This window comes from Mesorhizobium sp. M1338, assembly GCF_040318045.1.
GTDB lineage: Bacteria > Pseudomonadota > Alphaproteobacteria > Rhizobiales > Rhizobiaceae > Mesorhizobium.
Genome location: NZ_JAMYLL010000063.1, coordinates 1 through 23,358, shown reverse-complemented (window position 1 = coordinate 23,358; position 23,358 = coordinate 1). Strand labels below are relative to the sequence as shown.

The window sequence follows — 23,358 nt, the reverse complement described above, 5'->3', positions numbered from 1 at the left end:
CGACAGCCCTTGCCTGCAACTCACGCGCTCGCAAAATCCCCGCTTCAGACCTACGCCAAAAGACAGTGTGAGATATCCGGGCTAGGCCGGCGGTTCAAAACGCAATAACTCGGAACTCGATTACATAAGCCTGAGATAATATAGCGAGATTATGGCCGAACTCCGGCCATCGCCCAAGGCTCTCACATCGCGCCGGATTCCTCCTCGAACCCGTCGTCGCCACCTTCGGAGCCGCCATTCTCAAGGAATTTCTCGGCGATCAGCCCGGCATTCTGTCTGAGCGCCAATTCGATCTCGCGCGCGGTGTCGGGATTGTCGCGCAGGAACAGCTTGGCATTCTCGCGGCCCTGGCCGAGACGCTGCGAATTGTAGGAGAACCAGGCGCCCGACTTCTCGACCACGCCGGCCTTGACGCCGAGATCGACCAGTTCACCGGTCTTGGACACGCCTTCTCCATACATGATGTCGAACTCGACCACCTTGAAGGGCGGCGCCAGCTTGTTCTTGACCACCTTGACGCGGGTCTGGTTGCCGACGACCTCGTCGCGGTCCTTGACCGAGCCGATGCGGCGAATGTCGAGGCGCACCGAAGCGTAGAATTTCAGCGCGTTGCCGCCGGTCGTGGTCTCGGGCGAACCGAACATGACGCCGATCTTCATGCGTATCTGGTTGATGAAGATGACCATGGTGTTGGAACGCGAGATCGAAGCGGTCAGCTTGCGCAGCGCCTGGCTCATCAGGCGGGCCTGCAGGCCGGGCAGCGAATCGCCCATCTCGCCTTCGATTTCGGCGCGTGGCGTCAGCGCCGCCACCGAATCGACCACCAGCACGTCGATGGCGCCGGAGCGCACCAGCGTGTCGCAGATTTCCAGCGCCTGCTCACCGGTGTCGGGCTGCGAGATCAGGAGGTTCTCCAGATCGACGCCAAGCTTGCGGGCATAGACCGGATCGAGCGCGTGCTCGGCATCGACGAAGGCGCAGATACCGCCCTTCTTCTGGGCTTCGGCCACGGTGTGCAGCGCCAGCGTCGTCTTGCCCGAGCTTTCCGGCCCATAGATCTCGACGATGCGGCCGCGCGGCAGGCCACCGACGCCAAGCGCGATGTCGAGGCCAAGCGAGCCGGTCGGCACCGTTTCGATCTCGACGACCTGCTCGTTCGCGCCGAGCCGCATGATCGAGCCTTTGCCGAAAGCCCGCTCGATTTGCGACAGCGCCGCATCCAGAGCCTTTGATTTGTCCACCGCTTTGTCCTCTACCAGCCGCAAAGAATTCTGAGCCATGATACATCACCCCTTGGTCGTCAATGAAGGCCGGACAATCCGTAATCCCTGCCAATTTGTACCTTTTTTGTTCTCGTTTGGCAAGAGGGGTCAAATATCTGAAAAACAATCAATATCCAGATTTGTTCTTTTTTTGTCTCACGATTTAGCTTCACGACGTCTAACGCATTGGGGCCAGGCGGCTCGATTGTTTCGATCCGCCGAATCGCTACCTTTGCATGCGAAGCGCCGTCACGCAGTCTAGCGCTTGTGCGACCGGAATAACAAAGGTGATATCGCCGGCATGCTGAAATCCACGAAAATACTGGCCGTAGGCGGCGCCCATATCGATCGGCGCGGCCAGGTATCAGGTCCCTACGTGCCGGCTGCTTCCAATCCCGGCACGATGCGCGAGGATGTCGGCGGCGGCGTTTTCAACGCGCTGCGCAGCGCAGTTCGCCGTGGCGTGTCCGCGTCGCTGCTGTCGGTGCGCGGCGGCGATGCCGCTGCCGATGCCGTTTCACGAGCCATCGCCGAGGCAGGCATTACCGACCTGTCCGCGGTGTTCCTCGACCGCACCACGCCGAGCTATACGGCGCTGATCGACAACGAGGGCGAACTGATCGTCGGCTTCGCCGACATGGCGCTCTATGACCTAGCGTTCCCCAAGCAGATCAGGCGCTCCAGGGTCCGGGAGGTGATCGCTGCCGCCGACGCCGTCTTCTGCGACGCCAATCTGCCGACGGCGGCACTGGAGCGGCTGGTTTCGCTTGCGGCCGGCAAACCCGTCTTCGCCATTGCCATTTCGCCGGCCAAGATCGTGCGTTTGAAGCCGGTGCTCGGCAATCTGGCCGTCGTCTTCATGAACCGGCGCGAAGCGACCGCACTGGCGGACCTGGACGTGGCAACTTCCCCGCAAGACATCGTCGCCGGGCTGAGACGCGCGGGGCTCAGGAGCGGCGTGGTGACGGCGGGCGGCAGTGCCATGCTGGGCTTCGATGACGCCGGCGCCTTCTCGATCCTGCCGCCGCCGCCAAGGAGGATAGCCGACGTCACCGGCGCAGGCGATGCGCTGGCCGGCGCAACGGTCGCTGCCTTGCTGCACGGCCTGCCGCTGCGGGTGGCCCTGCGCGAGGGCATTGCCGCGGCGACGCTTGCCATCGAAAGCCCGGACGCCGTTCCGGATTTCACCGCGGCGACCTTCGCGGAGGCACTGGCCCTTGTGCCGGATGCGCAGGAAGTGGCATGAGACCGGCAAATTCATAGTGCCGGAGTTTTTCGCGCGCCCAAGTGGACGCGACGCACTCCGGGATGGAGATCCAGATGACCCCAGAGACCGCCCGCCCCTTCATCGACATCCACGCGCCGGTGGCGCAGGCCCTGGCCGCCGGCCGGCCGGTGGTGGCGCTGGAAAGCACCATCATCACCCATGGCATGCCCTACCCCGACAATGGCGCCATGGCCGCGGATGTCGAAAAGATCATCACCGACGGCGGCGCCGTGCCGGCGACGATCGCCGTGGTCGGCGGCCGCATCAAGATCGGGCTCTCGGACGGCGAACGCGAATCGCTGGCGATGACGGGCGACGCCATGAAGCTGTCGCGCGCCGATCTCGGCTTCGCCGTGGCGCAAGGGCGCACCGGCGGCACCACGGTCGCCGCCACCATGATCGCGGCGCATATGGTCGGCATAAAAGTGTTCGCCACCGGCGGTATCGGCGGCGTCCACAAGGGTGCGGAAAAGAGCTTCGACATTTCCGCTGATCTCGACGAGTTGGCGCGCACACCGGTCATCGTCGTGTCGGCGGGCGCCAAGGCCATCCTCGACATCGAAAAGACGCTGGAAGTGCTGGAAACGCGCGGCGTGCCGGTGATCGGCCATGGCTGCGAGACGATGCCAGCCTTCTGGTCCAGGCATTCGCCGTTCCGCGCGCCGCTGACCCTGCACAGTCCGGAAGAGATCGCGCATTTCTACCAGACTCGGGCTTCGCTGGGCCTCGCCGGCGGCGTGCTGATCGCCAATCCGGTGCCCGAGAACCACGAAATCCCGGCCGAAGAGATGGCCGGTTACATCGAAGCCGCGCAGAAGGCCGCAGAGGCGCTCAACGTGACCGGCAAGGCGGTGACGCCGTTCCTGCTGTCGAAAATCCTCGAACTGACCGACGGCAGGAGCCTGAAGACCAACATCGCGCTTGTGGAAAACAACGCAAGGCTGGCGGCGAGGATCGCGAAGGCGCTTTAGGGAGTGCCGCCAACGTCGGCGGGACAGCACCCCCCTCTGGCCTGCCGGCCATCTCCCCCGCAAGTGGGGAGATCGGATGTCGCATCGGCTTTCGCCAATCACCAGCGTTGACGAGTGTGAGCCGGCGGTTGAGCTGCCAATCTCCCTCCTTGCGGGGGAGATGGCCGGCAGGCCAGAGGGGGGTTCTGTCCCTCGGCGTTTCCAACCCTGCACAGCCGCAACGTCCGAAAATCGTCTCACTTCCCCGCCCTTCGTCCCGCCTCATACGCCCGCCCTGCCCAGACCGTCATCTCGTCGGGATCATCGAAAGCGCTGTCGGGAACGCTCCAATAGGGCATGGAGACTAGCTTGCCGTGGCGGGAGCCGGTGTAGGTCCATCGCCGGCAACCGGCGGCTTCGAAGTCGGGCGCGCTTTGCTCGTCGGCCTTCAGCAACAATTCGCCGCGCAGCACCACGGCGACGATGACGCCGTCGAAATAGATGCCCTTGCCGCCGAACAGTTTGCGGATGCTAACCGGGCCGAGGCCTTCGAACAGTTCGGCGATGCGTTCATTGTCCATGCCGCGATCATGTCACCGGCATTTGACATTGTCATCGCGCAACCAAAATCATGCTGACAGGTTGAGAACATTCCGTCGGAGTCTTTTTGTCATGCCGCTTCTGCTCAAGGGATCCTGCCGCTGCAATGCCGTGCGTTTCGAGGTGGAGAGCCACACGCCGGTGCCGTTCATGCTGTGCTACTGCTCGATCTGCCGCAAGCAGCAAGGCGGCGGCGGTTTTGCCATCAATCTCGGCGCCGACTACGAAACGCTGAACATCAGGGGCAAGAGAAGTCTCGGCGTCTACCGGGCCGAGATCGAAGACGACGAGCACCCGCGGTGCGAGATATCGACCGGCGAACGCAATTTCTGCAAGAAGTGCGGGTCGGCGCTGTGGCTCTACGATCCGACCTGGCCGGAACTGGTGCATCCCTTTGCCTCGGCTGTCGACAGCGATCTGCCGAAGCCGCCCAGCAAGGTGCATTTGATGCTGAAATACAAGGCGAACTGGGTCGAGCCCGATATCGCCAAGGGCGACAAGGCGTTCGACGTCTACCCCGAGGAATCGATCGCCGACTGGCACAAGCGGACGGGCATGTGGGTAGAGTGATTGTCTTCGGCCCGTTTACGGGGAGGCGAGGAATGGTCCGCGAAGCGGATGAAAAGCCAATTGCTTGGGCGGAGCAAACTGCGGATAGGGCAGCGCTGCCCCTCATCCGACCCTTCGGGCCACCTTCTCCCCGTAAACGGGGCGAAGGAAGATCAGGCCGAGGCGCGTGCCTCTGCCAGCGCCTTCAGATCGGCCGGCTTCAATTCGACGGACTCGCCGCAGCCGCAGGCCGAGCTCTGGTTCGGGTTGTGGAAGGTGAAGCCGGTGCGCAGCGTCGTCTGCTCGAAATCCATCTCGGTGCCGAACAGGAAAAGCGCAGCCTCGGGCGCCACATAGACATGGGCGCCGTCGCGCTCGATATGGTCGTCCTTGGTGTTGGGTTCGGTCACCAGATCGACCGTGTATTCCATGCCGGCGCAGCCGCCCTTCTTGATGCCGAGGCGGATGCCATGCGCGTTGTCGCGGGTGGCAACGATCTCGCGCACCCGGTCGGCGGCCTTATCGGTCATCGTGATGACGGCAAAGCGTCCCATTCTTTTTCCTTCTCCATTCCGTACAGGTTCAAGGCCTGCCGAACGATTCTCACCTAAAATGGTGAAGTTTTATGACTGGCGCAAGTGCGCTACCTTTGCCGTGCCCGACGACTAATACCAGCCTACCGCGACCTGCGCCTCTTCCGACATGCGATCGGGCGACCAGGGCGGGTCGAAGGTCATGGCGACCTCGACACCCGAAACGCCCTCGACGGCGCCGACGGCGTTTTCCACCCAGCCGGGCATTTCGCCGGCGACCGGGCAGCCGGGGGCTGTCAGCGTCATGTCGATCTTGACCGAGCGATCGTCCTCGATGTCGATCTTGTAGATGAGGCCAAGCTCGTAGATATCGGCCGGGATTTCCGGGTCGTAGACGGTCTTCAGCGCCGAGACGATGTCGTCGGTCAGCCGCGCAAGTTCGTCGGCGGGAATCGCCGAGGCCGAAACCAGCGGGTTGATGGCCGCTTCCGGTGCGGTCTCGGTGGTGTGGCTCACATCATCCATGGTCGTTACCCAAAAAAATCTTCACCCGAAGAACTTGCGCGCTTTTTCAAGCGCCTCGGCCAAAGCATCGACTTCGGCCCTGGTATTATACATGCCGAACGATGCCCTGCATGTGGAGGTTACACCAAAACGTTTCAACAGCGGCTGGGCGCAATGGGTGCCGGCGCGGACGGCAACGCCTTGCCTGTCTATCACCATCGACACGTCATGGGCGTGAATGCCTTGCAGCTCGAACGAGATGATGGCGCCCTTACCGGGTGCGTCGCCGAAGATGCGCAGCGAGTTGATGGCGCGCAGCCGCTCATGCGCATAGTTCTTGAGGTCGGCCTCATGGGCCGCGATGCGGTCCCGGCCGATCTTTTCCATATAGTCGAGCGCGGCACCTAGTCCGATCGCCTGGACGATCGGCGGCGTGCCGGCCTCGAAGCGGTGCGGCGGCTCGTTGTAGGTGACGATGTCTTCCGTCACCTCCTCGATCATCTCGCCACCGCCCATGAAGGGGCGCATGCCCTGGAGAATGTCCTTCTTGCCGTAGAGCACGCCGATGCCCGAGGGGCCGTACACCTTGTGACCGGTGAAAACGAAGAAATCGCAGTCGAGATCCTGCACGTCGACAGGCATATGCACCGCACTCTGGCTGCCGTCTACGAGTACGGGAATTCCACGCGAATGCGCGATGCGGACGATCTCCTTGATCGGCGTCACCGTGCCCAGCGCATTCGACATCTGGGTGATGGCGACAAGCTTTGTCCGGTCTGTCAGCCGCTTCTCGAATTCGTCGATGTGGAAGACGCCGAGATCGTCGACCGGTGCCCAGACCAGCTTGGCGCCCTGCCGCTCGCGGATGAAGTGCCACGGTACGATGTTGGAGTGGTGCTCCATGATCGACAGCACGATCTCGTCGCCCTCGCCGATGTTGGGCATGCCATAGCCATAGGCGACCGTGTTGATCGCCGAGGTCGTGTTCGAGGTGAAGACGATGTTGTCGGTGCTCGGCGCGTTGAGGAAGCGGCGCACCGTCTCGCGCGCCTTTTCATACGCATCGGTCGCCGCATTGGAGAGGAAATGCAGGCCGCGATGGACGTTGGCGTATTCCTGGGAATAGGCGTGCTGGATCGTATCCAGCACCACCCGCGGCTTCTGTGCCGAGGCGCCATTGTCGAGATAGACCAGCGGCTTGCCATAGACTTCCCGCGACAGGATCGGGAAATCGCGGCGGATCGCTTCGACGTCGTAGGGAATGTTTTCGAGTTTCTGGTCCATCACAAAGTCCTTGCCGGCCGAGGCCGCGATCCTTCCAACGGCGCTAGCCGTGCGTCAAAAACCAGCGGTCGAGCCGCGTTTCGAGCGCCTCGACGATCGCCTCGTCGTCCAGTTCCTCGATCACCTCGGCGACAAAGGCTTTCACGAGCAACCCCCGCGCGGTCTTCTCATCGACGCCACGTGCCATCAGGTAGAACAAATGGTCGTGGTCGATCTCGGTGACGGTCGCGCCATGGCCGCAGATGACATCGTCGGCGAAGATTTCCAGCTCGGGCTTGGTCGAGAACTCGCCGTCGTCCGACAGCAGCAGCGTGTTGCAAGCCATCTTGGCATTGGTCTTCTGCGCGTATTGGTGGACGTTGATGCGGCCCTGGAAGACGCCGCGCGCCTTGCCCGTCACCACATTGCGGATCACTTCCGTCGAGGCCGTGTGCGGCACGGCATGGTCGAGAACCATGGTCACGTCAGTGTGGGTGTCGCCGGCCAAAAGGTTGATGCCGCGCAGTTTGAAGTCGGCGCCTTCGCCAGTCGTCCTGACCATGATCTCCTGACGCACAAGCTTGCCGCCGGCGTTCATGACGAACAGCGTCAGCTTGGCATTCTTGCCGATATGGGCCTTGAACTGCGCCAGATGCGTCGCCGTTTCCGGCTGTTCCTGGACGATCAGCCACGTCACCTCAGCACCTTCGCCCAGCACGAGCTGGCTGACCGAGCTGACCAGCGCGGCGCCATCGCCCGCCTGACGCTCGACGATGACTGCCTTGGCACCAGCGCCGACACGCACCGGCAGGCGCACATGGGTCTGGCCGCCGGCTTGCAAGTTCTGCAGTTCGATCGGCTTTTCAAGCTCCGTGCCATCGGCGATATCGACGAAATAACCGTCGGCGACAAAGGCCGTGTTCAGCGCGCCGATGGCATCGTCGCTGCCATAGGGATCGAGCCCCGGCGCGATGCTGCCGTCGATCAGCTTTTCCGACAGAGGCTGGAAGGCGACGCCTTCGACCGCCGGCACCTTGGCGTCGGACTTACCGTTCAGGATCGACACCACAGTGGACCCATCGACGATCGGTGCAATGGCCTTGGCCATGGCGGACGGGTCGAAGTCCGGCACCGCGTTCAACAGCCGGCGCAGGTCGGTGTAATGCCAGGATTCGACACGCCGCGTCGGCAGGCCGTGCTTGATCGCCTCGATGGCGTTGTCGCGCTTCAGCATCACCGCGCCGTCGCCCGGCAGCAGCGACAGCCGGTCGCCGAACGCGTCGATCAACGCTGTTTCGGCCGGTGTCCGCTGCGGTTGTGTGTGGATATTCATCAGTCTTGCCCCGCCTTTTGGCACAAAATGGCCTGGCATCTCACGCGGCTTGCCCGATCACGCCGGCATAGCCGTTGGCTTCGAGGTCGAGCGCCAGCGACTTGTCGCCCGACTTGATGACCTGGCCCTTGTAGAGCACGTGCACGCTGTCGGGCACGATGTGTTCGAGCAGGCGCTGGTAATGGGTGATGACCAGGAACGCCCGGTCTGGCGCGCGCAGCGCGTTGACGCCATCGGAAACGATCTTCAGCGCATCGATGTCGAGGCCGGAATCGGTTTCGTCGAGCACGCACAGCTTCGGCTCCAGCAGCTTCATCTGCAGGATCTCGGCGCGCTTCTTCTCGCCGCCGGAGAAGCCGACATTGAGCGGCCGCTTCAGCATCGCCATGTCCATGCTGAGCGAGGCGGCGGCTTCCTTCACCCGCTTCAGGAATTCCGGGATCTTGAGCGGCTCCTCGCCACGCGCCTTGCGCTGCTCGTTCATCGCCACTTTCAGGAATTCCATGGTCGCGACGCCCGGTATCTCCATCGGGTACTGGAAGGCGAGGAAAATGCCCGACGTGGCGCGCTCGGCCGGATCCATTTCCAGGATCGACTGGCCGTTGTAGAGGATGTCGCCTTCGGTGACCTCGTAGTCCTCGCGGCCGGCGAGGATGTAGGACAGCGTCGATTTGCCCGAGCCGTTCGGTCCCATGATGGCAGCAACCTCGCCCGCTTTCACCGTCAGGTTCAAGCCGCGGATAATTTCGGTGCCGTCATCGACGATGCGGGCGTGCAGGTTTCTGATTTCAAGCATTCTTTTGTTTCCTGAATATCTGTCCGGTCAACCGACCGAGCCCTCGAGCGAAATTCCGATCAGCTTCTGCGCCTCGACGGCGAATTCCATCGGCAGCTGCTGGATGACGTCCTTGACGAAGCCGTTGACGATCAGGGCGATCGCCTCTTCCTCCGGAATGCCGCGCTGCATGACGTAGAATTTCTGGTCCTCGGAAATCTTCGAGGTCGTCGCTTCATGCTCGAACTGCGCCGTCGAGTTCTTGGCTTCCATGTAGGGCACGGTGTGCGCGCCGCACTGGTCGCCGATCAGCAGCGAGTCACAGTTGGTGAAATTGCGGGCGTTGGTCGCCTTGCGGTGCGCCGAAACCTGGCCGCGATAGGTGTTCTGCGAGAAGCCGGCGGCGATGCCCTTAGAGATGATGCGGCTCGACGTGTTCTTGCCGAGATGGATCATCTTGGTACCGCTATCGACCTGCTGGTAGCCGTTGGAGACGGCGATCGAATAAAATTCGCCCGAGGAATCGTCGCCGCGCAGGATGCAGCTCGGATATTTCCAGGTGATCGCCGAACCGGTCTCGACCTGCGTCCACGAGATCTTCGAACGATGGCCACGGCAGTCGCCACGCTTGGTGACGAAATTGTAGATGCCGCCCTTGCCCTCGGCGTCGCCGGGATACCAGTTCTGCACCGTCGAATATTTGATCTCGGCATCGTCGAGCGCCACAAGTTCGACCACCGCCGCATGCAGCTGGTTCTCGTCGCGCTGCGGCGCCGTGCAACCTTCGAGATAGGAGACGTAAGCCCCCTCCTCGGCGATGATCAGCGTGCGCTCGAACTGGCCGGTGTTCTTCTCGTTCATGCGGAAATAGGTCGACAGTTCCATCGGGCAGCGTACGCCCTTGGGCACGAAGACGAACGAACCGTCGGTGAACACGGCGGAATTCAGCGTGGCGTAATAATTGTCGGAGGTCGGCACGACCGAACCGAGATACTTCTTCACCAGCTCCGGATGCTCGCGGATGGCTTCCGAGATCGAACAGAAGATGACGCCGGCCTGCGCCAGCTCCTTCTTGAACGTGGTGACGACGGAGACGGAATCGAACACGGCGTCGACGGCGACGCGGCCCGATTTGTAGACATTGTCGCTGGCTTCCTCGAGCTCGGAGGCGTCCGTCTTCTGCACGCCGGCGAGAATTTCCTGTTCCCGCAGCGGAATGCCGAGCTTCTCGTAGACCTTCAGCAGTTCAGGATCGACGTCGCTGAGCGAGGTCGGGCCGGGCGTGCTCTTTGGCGCCGCGTAGAAGTAGATGTCCTGGAAATCGATCTTCGGATAGTGGACGCGCGCCCAGGTCGGCTCGTCCAGCGTCAGCCAACGGCGATACGCTTCCAGACGCCATTCCAGCATCCAGGACGGCTCGTCCTTCTTGGCCGAAATGAAGCGGATGATGTCTTCGCTCAGGCCCTTGGGGGCCTTGTCCATCGCTATTTCGGTCTGGAATCCGTATTTGTATTGGTCGACGTCGATCTTTCGGACCCGATCGATCGTGTCCTGCACAGCAGGCATAGGCGTTCTCCATCCACGCCGGGGTCAAGGCCCGACAGTTTTCAAACTATGGCACTGCCAATCAACGCCGAAAAAGCGCTTGCGGCAGCGTAAGTTTCATATAGTGCGCCCCGACCGGAAATTCACCCGGCCAGCATGAAACGCACGGCTCTACCAGGCCGAAAGGCCCAAAATTGTCCAACCGCTCACGCGGCCTGGTCTCTATCCGCCTTTTGCCTAGCGGCTTGCCGCGCGGCGATCCCCGCCAGCGCGGTGCGGAACAGCTCGATATCCTCAGCGCCCGTCGCCGGACCGATCGACACGCGCAAGGCGCCAAGACTGTCGCCGTATCCCATGGCCTTCAGCACATGGCTCGGTCCGACCTTGCCCGACGAACAGGCGGAACCGGCCGACAGCGCCACACCGGCCAGATCGAAGGCGATCTGAGCGGTCTCGGCTTTGACGCCCGCAATAGCGAAGAATGTCGTATTGGCAAGCCTTGGCGCACCCGTTCCGAAGATTTCCGCGTCCGGCACCAACATTTTCACCATGGCCTCGATCTCGTCGCGGCGCTGCCGCACCGCATCCATGGCCGGCAGCCCGGCCAGACCCTCGCGTGCGGCCGCGCCAAAACCGGCAATGGCGGCGAGGTTTTCGGTGCCGCCACGGTGGCCCTTTTCCTGGCCGCCGCCATTGATCAGCGGCTGCGGCATCATCAGATCGGAGGCGGCGACGATGGCGCCGACGCCCTTGGGGCCGCCGACCTTGTGCGAGGACAGTATCAGATAATCGGCGTAACCCGCTGACATGTCCATCGAAACGCGCCCCGCTGCCTGAACGGCGTCGACGACGAGGATGCCGCCCGCTTCCTTGACGATCCCGGCGATGCGATCGATCGGCTGGATGACCCCGGTCTCGTTGTTGGCGGCATGGATGGCAACCAGCGGCAGGCCATCGGCCTTGTCATGCTCGGCAAGCACAACGGCCAAGGCCGCAAGATCGGCGATGCCGTTGGCATCGACGCCGATCCGTGTCACCTGCGCTGCCGGGAAGCGTCCGCCATTCAACAGGCAGGGGTGATCGGCCTCGGACACGTAAAGCCGGCTCATGCGCACAGGGCCGCGTCCCATCCGCCAGTCTGATGTCAGCAGCGTCGAGGCGGCTTCCGTCGCGCCGGAGGTGAACACGACATGCTCTGGCTTGGCGTTGACCAGTGCTGCCACGTCACGCCTTGCGGTCTCGATCAGGCGGCGTGCGGCACGCCCTTCGGCATGGACCGACGACGGGTTGGCGACGACATCAAGCGCCGCGACCATAGCCTCGCGGGCCACTGCAAGCAGCGGCGCACTGGCATTGTAGTCGAGATAGGCTCGATTTGCGGCCATTTTCGTCCAGTTGGTCCCGTCAGAAGCCATTCCGCCGACGTATCGCGTTATTTCCTTGAAATTCCAAGGCGAGGCGTCCTATTTACGCGGCTTGCGGCGCGGGTGGCCCGGCTCGATGTCTTGCCACTCAGTTTTGAACAATTCTAAACTAGCTTCTAAGAAGACGCTCGCCCTGCGTCAAGGCCAGAGGAAGACTTGTTCCGGGCGCCGCGCATTCGTATGCAAGTGGAGTATTTTATGCCTGAGGTCATTTTCACCGGCCCTGCCGGCCGTCTGGAGGGGCGCTACCAGCCTTCCAAGGAAAAGAGCGCGCCGATCGCCATCGTTCTGCACCCGCACCCCCAGTTCGGCGGCACGATGAACAACAAGATCGTCTACGACCTCTTCTACATGTTCCAGAAGCGGGATTTCACCACGCTTCGCTTCAATTTCCGCGGCATCGGTCGCAGCCAGGGCGAGTTCGATCACGGCACTGGTGAGTTGTCGGATGCCGCCGCGGCGCTGGATTGGGTGCAGTCGCTGCATCCGGATTCCAAGAGTTGCTGGGTCGCCGGTTACTCCTTCGGCTCCTGGATCGGCATGCAACTCCTGATGCGCCGGCCGGAGATCGAAGGCTTCATCTCGATCGCGCCGCAGCCCAACACCTATGATTTCTCGTTCCTGGCGCCCTGCCCTTCATCGGGCCTGATCATCCATGGCGATGCCGACAAGGTGGCGCCGCCGAAAGATGTGCAAGGCCTGGTCGACAAGTTGCACACGCAAAAAGGCATCACCATCACGCAGAAGACCTTGCCCGGCGCCAACCATTTCTTCTCCAACGACGCCGACCTGTTGCTCGAGGAATGCGCTGATTATCTCGACCGCCGGCTTGCCGGTGAATTGTCGGATCCGCGGCCGAAGCGGCTGCGTTAAGCAAAGGAAGGGCGGCGGCGGTGTACGAGCCTCCTCATTTCAGGGAAACGCGGCCGGACATCCTGCACGGGCTGATCCGGGCGCACCCGCTCGGGCTGTTGATTTCCAACGGACCCGAGGGCCCGGTCGCCAACGCCATCCCGTTCCTGCTCGACGCCGACGTCGGGCCGAACGGCCGGCTGCGGGCGCATCTGGCGCGGGCCAACCCGCAATGGCGCCTGTTGGCCGACAATCCGGCTTCACCAGTGCTGGTCGTCTTCCAGGGCAGCGATGCCTATGTGACGCCGTCCTGGTACGAGACCAAGCGCGAAACCGGCAAGGTGGTGCCGACCTGGAATTATGCCATCGTACAGGTGCGCGGCACCGTCACGGTGATGGACGACCAGAACTGGCTGGCGCGGCAGATCGCCGATCTGACCGTGTCCCAGGAAGGCGCTCGCGAGGCACCCTGGGCGGTGACCGATGCGCCGGCGCCCTTCATCCAGTCGCAGATCAAGGGCATTATCGGGCTGGAGATCGAGATCAGCGAAGTCCACGGCAAGTGGAAGGTCAGCCAGAACCGGCCTGTCGCCGATCGCGTCGGCGTTGCCCAAGGGCTCGAAAGCGAAGAGAACTCGTCGCTTGACATGGCTGGCATGGTGAGATCTTACGGCGGTCTGGACGGGAATTAAGCTTCGGGCCAAACCGGACGCTCAGGTCTTCCGGCTCGGTCTGATCAGCCAAAACGTCTTTTTGCGGACCGGCAATCCCGATGGCATCGGGCGAAAGATGAAGCCGAGCCGGGCAAAGACCAGCCCGCAGGCAATCGCGAAGGCGCAGCCAAGGCCGAAGCCGGCGACGGTATCGCTGGGATAATGCGCGCCGACGAAGACCCGCGTCGAGGCGATGCACGCCGTGATCGCCAAGGCGATGTACCAGCGCCTCGGAAACAAAAGCAGGGCCACCCCGAAAACGGCGCCCATGGTCGTGGCATGGCCGGACGGGAAGCCGGCAAAGCGCGCATCAAAAGCGAAGGGACGCAAGGCCAGCACACCAAAGTCGCCGAAATAGAGCGGGCGAGCCCGACCGATCGCGTATTTCAGCACATTGACGGCGAGGCCCGACAGGCCGGCGGCGCCCAGCACCAGAAAAGCCAGGCAGGTCCAGTTGTAGACGAGCATCAGCGAGCGCCTCGAGAGGCTTCGCCAGTCCGTCAGGTTCGCGGCGACGAGCAGAAGCGCCGACGGAATGAGATACCAGCCACCCAGGCCGAACTGCGTGAAAAAGTCGGCAAGCCCGGCAAATTTCGCCGACCACTGGCCGTGAAGCATTCCAGCCGGAGTGTCGAGGCGAACGAACGCCGCCGCCGTCAGCAGAACCCAGACCAGCACCCAGACCGACCATAAGATGTTCGGGTATCTGGCCGGACGGACGGCAAAGCGCCTTTTGGCGATCCGCATCGTATCGCGAAAATTGTCGAGGGACCGGCGACCTACCCCAAGGAGCAGACCGGAAACGGAAGGGCGCGATTTCACCAGCATTGGAAATTCGACCCTGTCATCGACCAGCGATCATTGGGCCACACGATAAAGGCCGAGCGACAGTTTGTCTCCCGACGAATAGTTGAGGCCATCGATCCGGGCAACGCGGCTCGCGGATTTGCCTTGTGCCGCCAGCAGGCCATTCAATTTCTGCTCATCGCCAACCTGTGCCAACGCCAGCGCGCAGGCAGGGTCGGCAAGCAGATGTTTGGCGACGCCATCGACATCGGTCAGCACGGTGTTGGTGCCCACCAAGAACACCAGGCTCGGCTCGTGATATTCCGCTGAGGCGAGCACCGTGGTCTCGCAGGGCCTGTTGGCACGGACCGCCGCTTCGATGGCCGGGCTCAGCCAGATCGGCTTCAGCGAAGGCGCGATGACGCCGAACAGCAAGCCATAGGTGATGCCCGCGCAGACCGCGATGGCGCCGATGCGGCGCAGCGGCACTTGCAGCTCCCTGGAAAAAGCGAAGTAGCCCGCCCCCAGTGCTGCCGCGGCCGCCGGAATGCTCCACCAGGAGAAGGTGCCAGTGAGGTAGATCGGCGCTCCGACGCAGACCGCAGCTAGGCCGAGGCTGACCACGACAAGACCGAATGCGGTCGACCACCACAACCAGTTTTGCCAGCGCTTGAGCGGCGCATTCGCATCCTGCGGCGACAATGTCAGCAGCCAGCCTATCAGCAGCGCCATGCCGGGATAGGCCGGCAGGACATAATGCGGCAGCTTGGTCGGGATCAGCTCGAACACCAGCCAGAACGGAATGTACCAGGCGAGGCAGAAACGCAGCCGGGGATCGTCGCGCAACCGGTTGAGGGCCTGGAGCCCGGCGCCGACCGCGATCAGGCCGAAGGGCCACATGAATAGCGAATAGGTCAGCATGTAGAAACCGGGCGGCAGGCCGTGCGATTCCTCACCCGAGGCGACCTTGGCCACCATGTCCTTGCCGACGGCATCCCTGAGAAAGGCGCCGCCGCTCTTCCAGGTGATGAGGACGGCCCAAGGCAGCACGATAAGGAGCACCAGAGCGACACCGCGCACGAGCTTCAGCTTCAAGATCCAGCGCCAGTCGCGCTCGAACGCAAACAAGGTGGCGACCGTCAGTACCGACAACAGCGGGGCCACGGGTCCTTTTATAAGGATTCCCAGCCCTTGAGCCGCCCAGAATATCCACGGCAGATGGGCGGCTACCGGTTCGTTTCGGCGCGACGCCAGATAGACTTGGGCGAGCGCGCCTTGGGCCGCCACGCAGCAGGCCAGCAGCATGGCGTCGGTCTTGGCGTCGCGGCCCTCGAAGGCGGTGGCGAAGATCGCCGCCATCATCAGGCCGGCGGCGAGACCTGCATTGGCTCCGAAGAGCTTCGTGCCCGTCCAGGCGATGCCGACGACGGCCAGGGCAATGCCAAGCATGGAGACGAGGCGGTAGACCCAGATCGGCGCCGCCGCCCCCTCGCCGCTCAGCGCCACGGCCGCCGATTGCAGCCAGTAGATGCCGATCGGCTTCTTGTAACGCGAGGCATCCTGAAAACGGATGTCGACATAGTCGGAGGTTTCGACCATCTGCTTGGTGGCCTGGACAAAACGGGATTCGTCGCGGTCGACGGGTGGAAGGCTCGCCAGCCCGCTGAAAGTCATCAGCACGCTGAACAGAAAGAGGAGAAGGTAATTCCTGTTCATCGCGGGAGCTTTCCGGATCTGATCTGCGGGATGGCCCCGTCGCGGCGCCTCAGGCCCTGCCCCTGCGCGGCGCCTCAATACGCCAGCCAAAAGAATGAGGCAAGAAGTGGGCTTGGCCATCCGCACGGGCCGCAAAACCGGAAACCACTTTTGCTAACCGCGCTTGGGTGCTAAACGCCCGCGTTCATGCACACCCGAGCCGCGGCGGCCGGGCGCTTTCGGGAAAGAAACAATGTCCGCCTTCAAATCCGATTTCCTGCGCACGATGAGCGAGCGCGGTTTCATCCACCAGACCTCGGATGATGCCGGCCTCGACGCTATCTTCGCCAAGGAGACGGTGACGGCCTATATCGGCTTCGACGCGACCGCCAAAAGCCTGCACGCCGGCTCGCTGATCCAGATCATGATGCTGCACTGGCTGCAGCAGACCGGTCATCGGCCGATCGCGCTGATGGGCGGCGGCACCTCGATGATCGGCGACCCATCGTTCAAGGACGAGGCGCGCAAGCTGCTGACCCCACAGGACATCGACGACAACCTCGACGGCATCCGCCGCAACTTCATGCCGTATCTCAAATTCGGCGGCGACCCCAACGACGCCATCATGGTCAACAACGCCGACTGGCTGATGGAGATCAACTACGTCAATTTCCTGCGTGATGTCGGCCGTCACTTTTCCGTCAACCGCATGCTGGCCTTCGATTCCGTCAAGCTCCGGCTCGATCGCGAGCAGTCGCTGTCGTTCCTCGAATTCAACTACATGATCCTGCAGGCCTATGATTTCGTCGAGCTTTACAAGCGCCTTGGCTGCCGCCTGCAGATGGGCGGCTCCGACCAATGGGGCAACATCATCAACGGCATCGATCTCGGCCGCCGCATGGAGGACGCGCAGCTCTACGCGCTGACCACGCCGCTGCTCACCACCTCGTCAGGCGCCAAGATGGGCAAATCGGCATCGGGCGCGGTCTGGCTCGATGCGGAGATGCTGAGCCCCTATGAATTCTGGCAGTACTGGCGCAACACCGAGGATGCCGACGTTGCCCGCTTCCTGAAACTCTACACGACGCTGCCCCTGGACGAGATCGCGCGGTTTGAGCGGCTCGGCGGGTCCGAGATCAATGAGGCCAAGAAGATCCTCGCCACCGAGATCACCGCCTTGCTGCACGGTCGCGCAGCCGCCGAACAAGCCAGCGATACGGCGCGCAAGACGTTCGAGGAAGGCGCGCTCGCGCAATCGCTGCCGACCGTCGAGGTTGACAAGGCCGCACTCGAAGCCGGCGTCGGGGTCTTGTCGCTGCTGGTCACCGCGGGGCTGGCGGCGTCGAACGGCGAGGCGCGGCGGCACGTGCAAGGCGGTGCCGTGCGCCTGAACGACGAGCCGGTCAGCGACGAGCGCCGGCTGGTGACTTCAAGGGATTTGAGTCCGGAAAACGTCGTAAAGCTGTCTTTGGGAAAGAAAAAACACATTCTGGTGCGGCCGATTTGAGATCGCTCACCGGTACTCGAAGATCGACCTGAATATCCCGGGCGCGATCACCGACAGCGGATTGATGTCAAGCAGCGGCTTGTTGGCATTGCCCTTGAGCCGGTAGGTAACGCCGATCAGGCCACGGTCGCGGCCATTGCCGAGCAACGCACCAACGATGGGCAATTCGCCGAAGATGCGATTGAGGCCATAGACCGGCATGAATGTGCCGGTCATGTCCATGTTGTTGTTCTGGTCGTAGAGCGTGCCCTGGAACGTCGTGCCGATGCGCGGACCGCGCAGCACGCCATTGGCCAGTTTCAGATAGCCGCTGCCCTTGTCGATCTCGGCGTAACCGCGTTCGAACTTCACCCGCGACGTGTCCAGTTTGCCCTTGACCGCCTGATTGAGGCTGCGGCTGTCGCCGGCCGGCGTGGTCGAGACGATGGAGGCGAGCTTCGGTTCGTTGACCACGAAAAAGTTGCTGGTGTCGACCTTGCCCTTCAGCGCTCCGTCGCTCGGCCCCGCCAGCGCCAGGATGATCGTTCCGCCTTCCATATGCTCGTAGATGTTGAGGAACCTGAGGATAGCGCCGGCGTCGGCGGACTGCATGTTGAGCGCGCGCCGGCCGGCTCCAGTGGTGTTGCTGATGCTTATGGCGGCGCCCGAACTTGCCGTCGCGCTGACCTTCAGCCCGTTCACCCGCGAACCGGCCGCGCTGTAGTCGAGCTTCAAATTGGACAATTGCTCGTCGTGGAAACCGGTCAGCCGGTCGACATCGGCGCTGACGGAAATGGCGTCGGAACCGGTGGTCTTGGTCGCTGTGTCGACATCCGAGGTGAACTGCTTGATGAGCGAGCGGGCATCCAGCGCATTGCCTGATATGTCGACCGCATAGCCCTTGCCGGATCGCTTCACCGACACCGCGACGTCGTCGCCCCTGTTTAAGGTGACCTTGCTGAACCGCGCCGACGACAAGGCACCATTGATCAGCACGATGCTGCCGTCGACGGAGAAACTCTTTCCGTCGAGGTTGAAGTCGGACAGCGTCGTCGTATCGCCGGCCTTGGTCATGACGAATGTGACATTGGCGGGGACCCCAGCGCCCTTGCTCCAACCCGCCCAGGGGACGTCCAGCCTGGCATTGGTCAGATCGGCCGAGACGTTCTGGTTGCCGCTCCCATTCTTGTCGATTGCGACTTTCACCGTTCCGGCAAGCAGCGGCTTCAGACCGGGCATGGCGGCGGCGCGGACCTTGTCGTCGAGCACCATGGCTACCTTGCGGCTGCGCGCCGGCCCATCATCCCTGAGGGGCTCGATCAGATCGAGTTCGGCCGGTATGCCGTTCAGCGACGCCTTTGCGGAGATCACCGCCTTAACAGGGTCGACCGTGATCGAACCGTCGGCATCCGTCACGGTCTGCCCCTCGAAAGGCTTGGCCAACGACATGCCGGTGTAGTCGAGCGACACCAGCCAATCGAGCTTGGAACTGTCGACGCCGGACTGCAGCGGAATATCCGCCTTGACGTGGCCGGTGACGCTGCCCGACAGCTCTTCGGGCAGAATTCCGACATGGCGCATGGCGTTGATCGGCTCGTAGGATGCGAGTTCGGCAACAGCGGATGCGTCGCCGTCAACGTCGATGTCGAGCGCGCCGATGACCGGCGGGCGATTGGCCGCCTTGACCGTCAATGTACCGTTGCTGGCCGCCACGGTGCGACCGCTGGGCATATAGACGGTGCCCGAGGACAGGGAGACATCGACATCGTTGCCGTGGAAGCCGACGACGCCAACCGCGTCGCGTATCGGCGGAATGCGGCCGGCCGTGTCGAAGCGCGATCCCTCGATCTGGAAGCGGCCGAATATTTCGTCTGCGGACAGCGGCACGCCGTTGCCCAGCCGGCCCGGCACGACCTGGAACTGGAGGTTGGCGTCGACGACGCGGCCTCCGAACAGATTGGCGAGCACCCACAGCCTGGCGTTGCGCGCCGAAAACCACGGCCACAGCTGCTTGACGTGAGAGACCTGCATGTTGTGGATATTGATGGCAAGGTTGATCCCCGGCGCCTTGCCGTCGACGAACGCCACGGCAGCGGTGCCAAGCACTTCGCTGGAGGCAGCGGACCGAAGCGCGATCTGCTCGGCGACCAGCCTGTGGCTCACCGTGTTGTAGACACCGGCAATCCGGGCGAGGAAGGTCAGCGCTGGCTCAGGCGACTCCGAAGGCGCAAGCGACGAACCGTCGCTGGTCAGGTCATAGCGATAGGAAGGCTCCTCACCCGCCGCCCCGCTTGCCGGCTTCGGACCGATCGAACCGGCGAAATCGAATGTCGAGCGACCGGTCTTCAGCAGCAATCTGTCGACCTGGACCTTGTTGCTGCCGGAAACAAGCGTCGCATCGACATCGACGTCAGCGGGCAGCAACCCGCGCGTGCCTAGATCGAGAATGGAACCAGTCGACGACAAAAGAGCCGTCAGCCGCGATGCATTCGCCCCCGATCCTTCCGATCCCGTCAGCTTCAGCGCGACCGCGCCCAACTTCCCGGCAGCGGCCGCGGGGTCGCCGGCATCCGCCAGGTCGATGCTGGCATCCAGCGCCGTGACCCGGTGTGCCGCGATGTCGCGGGTGGCGGAAGCGGCAACGGTAACCGTCCTGCCGTTGACATCCGCCTTGGATGAAAACCGCATACCGCCCGGTCCCGATTGCACGACGGTGGCGTCGGTTATATTGAACAGCTTGATCGTTCCGGTTTCGGGCAGCACGAATTCGACATTGCGAAGATCAATCTGGCGCAGCGAATCTTCCCGCACGGCATCGAGCGCGCGGTTGACGTTTCCGAACACCGCATTGGACAGCTTCTCCGGATCGATGAGGCCGTCCGCATTGCGCAGGGCGGCGGTCCAGTCGCCGCCGGACGGCATCGCCGCCACGACAATGCGGGCATCGGAGATCCTGGCGCTGGTCAGCCGCACATCCCCCCACAGCAGCGGAACCAGGCGAACGCCGAAGCGCACGCGGCCGGCATCGGCCATCGGCTTGCCGTCGGCGGTCTTCAAGCTGACGTCGCTGACCTGGAGAGCTATGAAACTCGAACTGTCGAGAGTGATGCGCGCCGGCCCGACCGCGACATTGACATCGACGCCGGCCAGTTTCTCAAGAGCCGTTTCCGCCTCGATACGAAGCCGGTCGGCCCCGATGCCGGAGGCGCCAACCAGATAAACGAGCACAGCGGCCAGCAACACGAGAGCGACCAGACCGGCGAATGCCCTTGCCAGGATGCGAAAGCCGCGCCCGATCGACGCCTGACCAAGTGGCGGCACGCGGCAGGCGGACGGAAAAGCGGCCAGGTCGGTGATCTCATCACGCCTGAACCGGATCTTCTCGTGCTGCGGTTGCTCCTGATCCACGCAATTTTCCGTTGTACGAACTCGATCGTGGACGAATCCCCGCTCGACACTATATCGGTGTGGCTTCGCGCGTAACCTCAAACAAGGGCATCGGTATGGCTGACCTCGACGTAGGCGATCTTGCGCCGCAATTCGATCTGCCGCGCGACGGCGGCGGATCGCTCAGCCTTGCCGCATTCTCCGGCAAGCCCATTGTCCTCTATTTCTATCCGCAGGACGACACAACAAGCTGCACCCAAGAGGCGATCAGCTTTTCGCGGCTGAAGCCGGACTTCGAGAAGGCGGGCGCCGTGGTGATCGGCCTGTCGCCCGACACCGCCGGGAAGCACGACAAGTTCAAGTCGAAATACAATCTGACCATCGACCTTGCCGCCGACGAGGAGCGCAAGGTGATCGAGGCCTACCATCTGTGGGTCGAGAAATCGATGTATGGCCGCAAATACATGGGCGTCGAGCGCGCGACGTTCCTGATCGGACGCGACGGGCGGATCGCCAGGATCTGGCGCAAGGTCCGCGTCAAGGGCCACGCCGAGGAAGTGCTCGAAGCCGTTCGTGCGCTTTGAGGATTGCCGGCACGGCTGTTCGTGCCTTCCCTATGCTCGCCTGACGAGCGTCGCCGCAGAGCCGGTGCACCACAAGCCTTTGTTAACCTTAATAATGTGTAGTCAAGCTGTCGTGGTGTCGTAACCGAAAGCTTGGTCCCGTGAACGCAACCGGTCAGTCAGCAGTCTTCGGCAGGCGCAAGGAGCCCCATACGGTCATCATCGCCCGGGGCAACGAGATCAGGCACTTCACCATCCGACCCTGGCTCGCGGCCTTTATCGGCTCGGCGCTGGCCGCCATCGCCATCGGGTACCTCCTGGCGACCTCCTATCTCGTGCTGCGTGACGATTTGATCGGCGCCACCACGGCGCGGCAGGCACGCATGCAGCAAGCCTATGAAGATCGCATTTCGGCGCTTCGCGCCCAGGTCGACCGCATCACCAGCCGCCAGTTGCTCGACCAGCAATTGATGGAAACCAAGGTCAGCGAACTGCTGGAACGCCAGAGCCAGCTGAGCCAGCGCCACGGTCGCCTTGGTCCGCTGCTCGAACGCGCCGAGAACGAAGTTGGCGCCGCGCCGGCCGAGGATCCGGCAGCGGTTTCGAAGCCGGACAAACGCGCCGAAGTGACCGGTAGCATCAAGGAACCCGCGCGGAACTATGCGGTCGCCAGCCTTGGCGCCGACCTCGGCGCCGGCGACACCAGGCCGTTTTCGCTATGGTCGACCCGCTCCGATCCGCTGCCCAACGATTCAGCCGCGGATCGCGCCGACAAGCTCTTCATCTCGATCAACCAGTCGCTGAAATCCATCGAGAACGACCAACTGACCCGTATCAGCACGCTTGCCGACAACGCCTACAAGAGCGCCGACGCGATTACCCAGGCGCTTCAAGCAGCAGGACTGCCGGTCGACAGCGATTTCGGCAAGGGGGATAGCGATGTCGGCGGACCGCTGATCCCGCTCGACTCCTCGATGATGTTCGACAGCAAGGTCAAGGAGTTGGACGAGGCGCTTGACACGCTCGACCACCTCAAGAAGGAAGCGCGTCGGCTGCCGCTCACCAACCCGGCGCCGGGCCACTCCGTCACCAGCCCGTTCGGGGTGCGCACCGACCCCCTTCTCGGTACCGCGGCGCTCCATTCCGGCATGGATTTCAGGGCGCCGATCGGCATGGCCGCCAAGGTCACGGCTCCCGGTATCGTCACCAAGGCCGGCTGGAACGGCGGCTACGGCCGCATGATTGAAGTCGACCATGGCAATGGTTTTGCGACGCGCTACGGGCATCTCAGCGAGATCGACGTGACCGTTGGCGAGAAACTGGACGCCGGCGCCGTCATCGGCAAGACCGGCAGCAGCGGCCGCTCGACCGGCCCGCATCTGCATTATGAAGTCCGCCACAATGGCGAAGCGATCGATCCCTTGCGCTTCCTCACGGTCGGCAGGAAGGTCGCACAGTACCTCTGAAGAATGCAGGCCGGGAGTTGACCATCTCTGGCCGCTTCGCGAGCGGCTCGGTCGTTTCGCGCCCACCCCGACATCACGGGCCTGGTCAGTCTCCCGCCCTGAAGACCCGAAAAGCGACCGCCAGCCACGCGGCAGGGCAATCGCTTCAGGTTCCGAATTCGTCCCGTCATCCTTTTCCGAACGTTGGCGCCGCCCCTCACCTGCCTGCCGGCATCCTCTCCCCGTAAACGGGGCGAGGGACGCTGCCATCGATGGTTTCGCCAATTGTCAGTGTTCCAAGAAAGGCGCCGGCGCTGCGGCCAGCCTCTTTCTCCCCGTTCACGCAGGGCTGTCCGGGGAAAGTTTTGAGTGAATCGAAATGCCGCATGTGCATGCCCCGTAAAACGGGGTTTGTCCGTCTTCTCT

The 23,358-nt window shown here is 62.9% G+C and carries 20 protein-coding genes; 8 read left to right on the top strand and 12 right to left on the bottom strand.

Features of this window, described 5'->3' with window-relative positions; all coding sequences use genetic code 11:
• Window positions 1-182: 182 nt before the first annotated feature.
• Window positions 183-1,280, bottom strand: coding sequence for a recombinase RecA (recA, locus tag NKH19_RS30075; protein ID WP_057145834.1), 1,098 nt, complete (start codon window positions 1,278-1,280; stop codon window positions 183-185).
• Between the two features lie 283 nt (window positions 1,281-1,563).
• On the opposite strand from recA, the gene NKH19_RS30070 reads away from it, so the two are divergent.
• Both NKH19_RS30070 and NKH19_RS30065 read left to right on the top strand, forming a co-directional pair.
• The gene (locus NKH19_RS30070) at window positions 1,564-2,508 is read left to right on the top strand and encodes a carbohydrate kinase family protein (protein WP_352873410.1); all 945 of its coding nucleotides are present in this window, start codon (window positions 1,564-1,566) and stop codon (window positions 2,506-2,508) included.
• A gap of 74 nt (window positions 2,509-2,582) precedes the next feature.
• Window positions 2,583-3,500: a pseudouridine-5'-phosphate glycosidase gene (locus NKH19_RS30065; protein ID WP_352873408.1), complete on the top strand. Its 918-nt coding sequence runs from the start codon at window positions 2,583-2,585 to the stop codon at window positions 3,498-3,500.
• A gap of 236 nt (window positions 3,501-3,736) precedes the next feature.
• Here NKH19_RS30065 and NKH19_RS30060 read toward each other — a convergent pair whose 3' ends face one another.
• Window positions 3,737-4,060 (bottom strand): TfoX/Sxy family protein, encoded by a 324-nt coding sequence (locus NKH19_RS30060; protein WP_352873407.1) that lies wholly within the window; start codon window positions 4,058-4,060, stop codon window positions 3,737-3,739.
• A gap of 91 nt (window positions 4,061-4,151) precedes the next feature.
• On the opposite strand from NKH19_RS30060, the gene NKH19_RS30055 reads away from it, so the two are divergent.
• The gene (locus tag NKH19_RS30055) at window positions 4,152-4,649 is read left to right on the top strand and encodes a GFA family protein (protein WP_352873405.1); all 498 of its coding nucleotides are present in this window, start codon (window positions 4,152-4,154) and stop codon (window positions 4,647-4,649) included.
• Between the two features lie 152 nt (window positions 4,650-4,801).
• Here the strand turns inward: NKH19_RS30055 and sufA are convergent, their stop codons facing one another.
• The 7 genes from sufA to NKH19_RS30020 all read right to left on the bottom strand — a co-directional run bounded on the left by sufA (window position 4,802) and on the right by NKH19_RS30020 (window position 11,966).
• The gene (gene sufA, locus NKH19_RS30050; protein ID WP_352983428.1) at window positions 4,802-5,182 is read right to left on the bottom strand and encodes a Fe-S cluster assembly scaffold SufA; all 381 of its coding nucleotides are present in this window, start codon (window positions 5,180-5,182) and stop codon (window positions 4,802-4,804) included.
• Between the two features lie 111 nt (window positions 5,183-5,293).
• Window positions 5,294-5,686 carry an SUF system Fe-S cluster assembly protein gene (locus NKH19_RS30045; RefSeq protein WP_352873403.1) on the bottom strand — a complete coding sequence of 131 codons (393 nt, stop codon included), beginning with the start codon at window positions 5,684-5,686 and terminating at the stop codon, window positions 5,294-5,296.
• Between the two features lie 21 nt (window positions 5,687-5,707).
• Window positions 5,708-6,949 carry a cysteine desulfurase gene (locus tag NKH19_RS30040; protein WP_352873402.1) on the bottom strand — a complete coding sequence of 414 codons (1,242 nt, stop codon included), beginning with the start codon at window positions 6,947-6,949 and terminating at the stop codon, window positions 5,708-5,710.
• A gap of 43 nt (window positions 6,950-6,992) precedes the next feature.
• Window positions 6,993-8,261: a Fe-S cluster assembly protein SufD gene (gene sufD, locus NKH19_RS30035; protein WP_352873400.1), complete on the bottom strand. Its 1,269-nt coding sequence runs from the start codon at window positions 8,259-8,261 to the stop codon at window positions 6,993-6,995.
• A gap of 40 nt (window positions 8,262-8,301) precedes the next feature.
• On the bottom strand, window positions 8,302-9,057 hold the full coding sequence (gene sufC / locus NKH19_RS30030; RefSeq protein WP_013895901.1) for a Fe-S cluster assembly ATPase SufC: 756 nt from the start codon (window positions 9,055-9,057) through the stop codon (window positions 8,302-8,304).
• A gap of 27 nt (window positions 9,058-9,084) precedes the next feature.
• Complete coding sequence (sufB, locus tag NKH19_RS30025; RefSeq protein WP_352873399.1) at window positions 9,085-10,602, bottom strand: Fe-S cluster assembly protein SufB; 1,518 nt, start codon at window positions 10,600-10,602, stop codon at window positions 9,085-9,087.
• 185 nt (window positions 10,603-10,787) lie between these two features.
• Window positions 10,788-11,966 carry a cysteine desulfurase family protein gene (locus NKH19_RS30020; protein ID WP_352873397.1) on the bottom strand — a complete coding sequence of 393 codons (1,179 nt, stop codon included), beginning with the start codon at window positions 11,964-11,966 and terminating at the stop codon, window positions 10,788-10,790.
• Between the two features lie 237 nt (window positions 11,967-12,203).
• Between NKH19_RS30020 and NKH19_RS30015 the strand changes: the two genes are divergently transcribed.
• Window positions 12,204-12,878 (top strand): alpha/beta hydrolase, encoded by a 675-nt coding sequence (locus NKH19_RS30015; RefSeq protein WP_013532163.1) that lies wholly within the window; start codon window positions 12,204-12,206, stop codon window positions 12,876-12,878.
• 20 nt (window positions 12,879-12,898) lie between these two features.
• Complete coding sequence (locus tag NKH19_RS30010; RefSeq protein WP_352873394.1) at window positions 12,899-13,549, top strand: FMN-binding negative transcriptional regulator; 651 nt, start codon at window positions 12,899-12,901, stop codon at window positions 13,547-13,549.
• Between the two features lie 21 nt (window positions 13,550-13,570).
• Here the strand turns inward: NKH19_RS30010 and NKH19_RS30005 are convergent, their stop codons facing one another.
• On the bottom strand, window positions 13,571-14,398 hold the full coding sequence (locus tag NKH19_RS30005) for a phosphatase PAP2 family protein (protein WP_352873393.1): 828 nt from the start codon (window positions 14,396-14,398) through the stop codon (window positions 13,571-13,573).
• 30 nt (window positions 14,399-14,428) lie between these two features.
• Entirely contained in the window at window positions 14,429-16,072 is a 1,644-nt protein-coding gene (locus tag NKH19_RS30000) for an ArnT family glycosyltransferase (RefSeq protein WP_352873391.1), read from the bottom strand.
• Window positions 16,073-16,304: 232 nt separating this feature from the next.
• On the opposite strand from NKH19_RS30000, the gene tyrS reads away from it, so the two are divergent.
• A complete protein-coding gene (tyrS, locus tag NKH19_RS29995) occupies window positions 16,305-17,558 on the top strand; it encodes a tyrosine--tRNA ligase (protein ID WP_352873390.1) in 1,254 nt (417 codons plus the stop codon).
• Between the two features lie 6 nt (window positions 17,559-17,564).
• Here tyrS and NKH19_RS29990 read toward each other — a convergent pair whose 3' ends face one another.
• Window positions 17,565-20,945, bottom strand: a complete 3,381-nt coding sequence (locus NKH19_RS29990; protein WP_352873388.1) for a hypothetical protein — start codon at window positions 20,943-20,945, stop codon at window positions 17,565-17,567.
• A 95-nt stretch (window positions 20,946-21,040) separates the two neighbouring features.
• Here NKH19_RS29990 and NKH19_RS29985 point away from each other — a divergent pair, with 95 nt between their 5' ends.
• Together NKH19_RS29985 and NKH19_RS29980 are read left to right on the top strand one after the other, a co-directional pair.
• Entirely contained in the window at window positions 21,041-21,508 is a 468-nt protein-coding gene (locus NKH19_RS29985; protein WP_352873386.1) for a peroxiredoxin, read from the top strand.
• Between the two features lie 140 nt (window positions 21,509-21,648).
• Entirely contained in the window at window positions 21,649-22,953 is a 1,305-nt protein-coding gene (locus NKH19_RS29980) for a M23 family metallopeptidase (protein ID WP_352873384.1), read from the top strand.
• The last annotated feature ends 405 nt before the right edge of the window (window positions 22,954-23,358 follow it).

Coding starts and splice junctions, on each gene's coding strand:
- recA (WP_057145834.1), bottom strand. CDS start 1,280: ATGGCTCAGAATTCTTTGCGGCTGGTAGAGGACAAAGCGGTGGACAAA.
- NKH19_RS30070 (WP_352873410.1), top strand. CDS start 1,564: ATGCTGAAATCCACGAAAATACTGGCCGTAGGCGGCGCCCATATCGAT.
- NKH19_RS30065 (WP_352873408.1), top strand. CDS start 2,583: ATGACCCCAGAGACCGCCCGCCCCTTCATCGACATCCACGCGCCGGTG.
- NKH19_RS30060 (WP_352873407.1), bottom strand. CDS start 4,060: ATGGACAATGAACGCATCGCCGAACTGTTCGAAGGCCTCGGCCCGGTT.
- NKH19_RS30055 (WP_352873405.1), top strand. CDS start 4,152: ATGCCGCTTCTGCTCAAGGGATCCTGCCGCTGCAATGCCGTGCGTTTC.
- sufA (WP_352983428.1), bottom strand. CDS start 5,182: ATGGGACGCTTTGCCGTCATCACGATGACCGATAAGGCCGCCGACCGG.
- NKH19_RS30045 (WP_352873403.1), bottom strand. CDS start 5,686: ATGGATGATGTGAGCCACACCACCGAGACCGCACCGGAAGCGGCCATC.
- NKH19_RS30040 (WP_352873402.1), bottom strand. CDS start 6,949: ATGGACCAGAAACTCGAAAACATTCCCTACGACGTCGAAGCGATCCGC.
- sufD (WP_352873400.1), bottom strand. CDS start 8,261: ATGAATATCCACACACAACCGCAGCGGACACCGGCCGAAACAGCGTTG.
- sufC (WP_013895901.1), bottom strand. CDS start 9,057: ATGCTTGAAATCAGAAACCTGCACGCCCGCATCGTCGATGACGGCACC.
- sufB (WP_352873399.1), bottom strand. CDS start 10,602: ATGCCTGCTGTGCAGGACACGATCGATCGGGTCCGAAAGATCGACGTC.
- NKH19_RS30020 (WP_352873397.1), bottom strand. CDS start 11,966: ATGGCCGCAAATCGAGCCTATCTCGACTACAATGCCAGTGCGCCGCTG.
- NKH19_RS30015 (WP_013532163.1), top strand. CDS start 12,204: ATGCCTGAGGTCATTTTCACCGGCCCTGCCGGCCGTCTGGAGGGGCGC.
- NKH19_RS30005 (WP_352873393.1), bottom strand. CDS start 14,398: ATGCTGGTGAAATCGCGCCCTTCCGTTTCCGGTCTGCTCCTTGGGGTA.
- NKH19_RS30000 (WP_352873391.1), bottom strand. CDS start 16,072: ATGAACAGGAATTACCTTCTCCTCTTTCTGTTCAGCGTGCTGATGACT.
- tyrS (WP_352873390.1), top strand. CDS start 16,305: ATGTCCGCCTTCAAATCCGATTTCCTGCGCACGATGAGCGAGCGCGGT.
- NKH19_RS29985 (WP_352873386.1), top strand. CDS start 21,041: ATGGCTGACCTCGACGTAGGCGATCTTGCGCCGCAATTCGATCTGCCG.